4 protein-coding genes are annotated in these 4038 nt (G+C 61.9%); 3 read left to right on the top strand and 1 reads right to left on the bottom strand.

The genetic code is table 11. From position 1 onward, the window contains the following. Window positions 1-37: 37 nt before the first annotated feature. Complete coding sequence (locus WBQ44_RS17540) at window positions 38-208, bottom strand: hypothetical protein (RefSeq protein ID WP_495567950.1); 171 nt, start codon at window positions 206-208, stop codon at window positions 38-40. A 147-nt stretch (window positions 209-355) separates the two neighbouring features. On the opposite strand from WBQ44_RS17540, the gene istA (WBQ44_RS17535) reads away from it, so the two are divergent. The 3 genes from istA (WBQ44_RS17535) to istA (WBQ44_RS17525) form a co-directional block, all read left to right on the top strand. Beyond that, window positions 356-1987 (top strand): IS21 family transposase, encoded by a 1632-nt coding sequence (gene istA, locus WBQ44_RS17535; RefSeq protein ID WP_495567949.1) that lies wholly within the window; start codon window positions 356-358, stop codon window positions 1985-1987. Then, window positions 1984-2787, top strand: coding sequence for an IS21-like element helper ATPase IstB (gene istB, locus WBQ44_RS17530; protein ID WP_495567948.1), 804 nt, complete (start codon window positions 1984-1986; stop codon window positions 2785-2787). Before istA (WBQ44_RS17535) ends, istB begins: the two co-directional genes overlap by 4 nt. A 273-nt stretch (window positions 2788-3060) precedes the next feature. Continuing rightward, window positions 3061-4038: IS21 family transposase (gene istA, locus WBQ44_RS17525; protein ID WP_495567947.1), on the top strand; the 978-nt coding region annotated here is incomplete at its 3' end.

The raw sequence follows: 4038 nt of genomic DNA, 5'->3' as shown, positions 1-4038 counted from the left end.
GTCCGACACTGTGGCGATAGTCCTCGCCAGAAATGTTCTAGCCCGACCTCTTACCGAATAGCGGAACGACGTTCGACGGCGAGGCTGTGGGCGTCATCCCGACAACGATTGGCTCGGGGAGATTGTTGCCTGCGCCGCCGTCCTCCTCAGGGATCCAATCGCCGTACGTATCGAGCGTGAGGGTAAAAGTGTCGTCTGCCATGAGCATGGGACCAGCTTGATCTGATTTTGCCAGGGTGATGGGACCACCTGGATTGCCAGTTATGGGACCACCGGCGCGCCTTGCCGGTGGTCCCGTCGTTTGCTCGTTCGATCGTCTGTGACAGCACGAAGTCCGTCACGGAGGTCGGTGAGCATGGCTTTTCGGGAGATCAGTGTGAACGAAATCAGAGAAGTACTGCGGTTGTGGCTCGGGACGCCAGCATTGCCGGCTCCCGGTTCACGCAAGATCGCCGAGCATGCCGGGGTGGACCGTAAGACCGTCCGTCGGTACGTCGAGGCCGCCCAAGCAGGTGGCCTCAAGAGAACCGACACTGCCGCTGCGGTGAACGACGATCTCATCGCCGCGGTCGTCGATGCTGTCCGTCCCGACCGACCGCACGGGCACGGCGCGGCATGGGAGCAGCTCGTGCCCCATCAAGAGCAAATCACCAAGTGGGTGGCAGGCGATGGTGAACAGAAGCCGCTGACGATCACCAAAATCGAAGTGCTACTTGCTCGTCAAGGCTGCGTGGTGCCGTATCGGACGTTGCACCGGTTCGCCACCGAGCGGTGCGGTTTCGGCCGCAAGAACCTCACCGTCCGTGTCGTCGACGGTGACCCGGGGATCGAATGCCAGGTCGACTTCGGCTACCTGGGGATGCTCACCGACCCCGAGGACGGGCGAGCCCGTAAGGTCCACGCCCTGATCTTCACCGCGGTCTACAGCCGGCACATGTTCGTGTGGTTGACGTACTCGCAGACGTTGGTGGCGGTGATCGCCGGCTGCGAAGCAGCGTGGAAGTTCTTCGGCGGCGTCTTCGCGGTCCTGATCCCTGACAACCTCAAACCCGTTGTCACCAAGGCAGACCCGATCACTCCACGATTCAGCGATGGCTGGCTCGACTATAGCAATCATGTCGGGTTCATCACCGATCCAGCACGGGTTCGGTCACCGAAGGACAAACCAAGGGTCGAACGCACCGTGCAATACGTGCGCGGTAACTTCTGGGCCGGGGAACGATTCACCAGCCTCACGCAAGCGCAGGAGGCAGTGGTCCGCTGGTGCAACAGCACCGCAGGGATGCGCGTCCACGGCACAACCTGCGCACGGCCGCTGGAAGTATTCGAGGACTCCGAACTGTCGGTACTGCTACCGGTGCCGCCGGAGTACGACGTCCCGATCTTCAAGGACGTCAAGGTCCACCGCGACTTTCACGCAGAAGTCGCACGCGCGTTGTATTCGCTGCCACAGCAGTGGATCGGATCGAGCTTGTCGGTCCGCGCAGACACCGAACTGGTGAAGTTCTACCACCGCGGCACCCTGGTCAAGATCCACCCCCGTCAGCCTCCCGGTGGCCGCAGCACCGATCGCGTCGATCTCCCCGAACACAAGACCGACTACGCCTTGCGCGACGTCACCTCGCTCATCGCGAAGTGCACCTCGCACGGGCCGAGCATCGGCATCTACGCCGAACGAATACTCGACGACCCACTGCCGTGGACGAGGATCCGCAGTGTCTACCGACTTCAGGGACTGGTCCGCCGCTACGGAGCCGAACGAGTCGAACAGGCTTGCTCGCTCTCACTCGATCTCGACGTCGTCTCCGTCACCAAGATCGCCTCGATGCTCGAACGCGCCACCGAGTCGACGTCACCGGATCTACCGAAAGCGGTCGGCCAGACAACGACTCGATTCACCCGCGATCCAGCCGAATTCCGTTCTACTGCAACTAAATCTCTGTCAGTCGTAGACGGCAGCCCCGCAACTTCGGAGGAAGACTCATGAGCACCACTCGCACCGCAGGCACGACCGAACCGGTCGGCACCGACCTCGTCCGACTACTCAAAGCGCTCAAACTCGGCGCGCTTGCCGACACTCTGCCCGAACGCGCAGCTCTGGCCCGGCAACACAAGCTCAGCCACATCGGATTCCTCGAGGTACTCCTCGCCGACGAAGTGAACCGCCGCGACTCCCGTTCAGCGATGCTGCGGGCGACCAAGGCAGGGCTCGACCCGGCGATGGCGTTCGATTCCTGGAACGCGCTCGATGATCTGAGCTACGACCGGACACTGCTCGGGGATCTGACCTCACTGCGCTTTCTCGATGCTCACCAGTCCGCGATCATCCTCGGGCCGGTCGGGGTCGGCAAGACTCATCTGGCAACAGCGCTGGGGCACATGGCAATCCGAAGACGACACAGTGTGCTGTTCGCTCGATCGGACAAACTGTTCACAAGGCTACGAGCAGCCCGGCTCGACAACACCGTCGAAGCCGAAATCCGGCGACTGACCGCCATCGAAGTTCTGATCATCGACGACTTCGCGCTGCGACCACTCGATGCCACCGAGACCAGCGACTTCTACGAACTGATAGTCGAGCGCCACCGGAAGAAAACCACGATCGTCACCTCGAACCGAGAGCCATCGGAGTGGTTGACCATGACCGCCGACACCCTCCTCGCGCAGTCAGCGATCGACCGACTGACCTCCACCGCGCACACCCTCATCATCGAAGGACCGTCCTACCGCCAACGCACCCGACCCGGAACAGTTGACGAAGCCACCGACAACCAGCATCCTCAATAACGCGCCACGGTGGTCCCTACCCTCTGGCAATCAGATGGTCCCATCAACCTGGCAAGCGACAAACACCGGTCTATATCGCGTTGCGTAAAAATCCGGCATTTACAACCTACTACCCCATCACGTGCCGTAAACGTGTCCGTGGCCATGAAAAAGTACCCACTGGTGGCCAGATAAAAGTCCCCACCCCGTGTTCGTCGTGTCGATCAGGAACTTTTGGCCCGAGCGGTGACGGTGAAGGTGCCAACCACACACCGCACCACCCGGGGAGTTCCATTGAAGTCTGCGAGGGACCGTATGGACATCATTTCCACCTACAACCAAGTCGGGTCGTACCGAGCAGCCGCCGAACTGTGCGGCACCACCCACAAGACCGTCAAACGCACCGTCGAACGATTCGAAGCCGAACAAGCAGGCCACACCCCTGCCGACCGTGTCGAACGTGAACACAATTACGACGCGGTCGCTGAGCTCATCTGCGAACGCGTCGAGAAATCGCAAGGCAGGATCTCCACGAAACGGATCCTGCCGATCGCGCGCACCGCCGGCTACGACGGATCGGACCGCAACTTCCGCCGTCTGGTCGCCGAGGAGAAAGCGAAGTGGCGGACCGAGCACCACCGCGGCCGCCGACCAGCCGTGTGGGCACCGGGCGACTACCTGGTCATCGACTGGGCCACCGTCGGTGGTCTGCATCTGTTCTGCGCTGTCATGGCCTACTCCCGCTGGCGATTCGTAGCGTTCGCTACCGACGAGAAAGCGACCACGACAATGGCTTTGATCGCAGAAGCGTTCGCCGCGGTCGGCGGTGTCCCGGCGAAAGTACTCGCCGACCGAATGGCATGCCTTAAAGGCGGTGTCGTCGCGAACGTCGTCATCCCAACCCCGGACTATGTCCGGTTCGCCACCCACTACGGGTTCGCGCCGGACTTCTGTCACGCCAACGATCCACAGTCCAAAGGTGTGGTGGAGAACCTCGTCGGCTACGCACAACGAGATCTTGCCGTGCCGTTGTTCACCGAAGCGTCCGTTGCCGGCACTAGTGTCGATGTCCATGCTGCGAACGCAGCGGCGAAAGTCTGGTGCGCGGAAGTCAACGCCCGGGTGCACTCGGAAACCTGCGCCGTCCCCGACGAACAACTCGATTCAGAGCGAGAGTTGCTGTCTGCGTTGCCCTCCTTGCGTTTGGAGATCGGTCCACCGCCGGTCACCCGGAAGGTCGACCGCCTCTCGTGCGTCCGGTTCGCCTCGGCC

Origin of the sequence: Rhodococcus sp. (in: high G+C Gram-positive bacteria) (genome assembly GCF_049591685.1) — a bacterium.
In the GTDB taxonomy this organism is placed as follows: domain Bacteria; phylum Actinomycetota; class Actinomycetes; order Mycobacteriales; family Mycobacteriaceae; genus Rhodococcoides.
Note: the sequence above shows the minus strand (reverse complement) of the source record. Positions and strands in the feature narration are given on the sequence as shown.